The sequence below is a fragment of the Pseudoalteromonas rubra genome, assembly GCF_005887115.1.
Lineage (GTDB): Bacteria > Pseudomonadota > Gammaproteobacteria > Enterobacterales > Alteromonadaceae > Pseudoalteromonas > Pseudoalteromonas rubra_F.
The window spans coordinates 1-316 of sequence record NZ_PNCJ01000144.1 but is presented as its reverse complement, the minus strand read 5'-3'; the positions used below and the strand labels follow the sequence as shown (position 1 = coordinate 316).

Here is a 316-nt window from a genome sequence, read left to right as displayed (position 1 = left end):
CCCCAGCCAAGCCCCTAACATCAAGAATAACCCCATGGTAGCGCCGAGTAAGAAGTTAACATGACCAAGGGCTACAAAGGTGATCAGCGAAATAAAGTTACTGACAAAATTCATTGAGCGGGCTAAACCGCAATTGATCAGCAGGCTCATTTTATAAAGGAGGCTATTTGACGCGGTCCAGAATGTGCCCGTGCCTGGGCCAGCCATGCCATCGAAAAAGCCTAAGGCCAAGCCTTGGAGCCACTGTTTTATGCGCATAGCGCCAGAAAGCAGCGGTAAATCGTTACTCTGCTGTGGACTGAGCTTGCCAAATAAG

At 49.4% G+C, this 316-nt stretch carries 1 protein-coding gene; it reads right to left on the bottom strand.

Annotated elements, in window-relative coordinates; all coding sequences use genetic code 11:
* The coding region (locus tag CWB98_RS23520; RefSeq protein WP_138546979.1) for a sulfite exporter TauE/SafE family protein at positions 1 to 316 on the bottom strand (316 nt) is incomplete at both ends.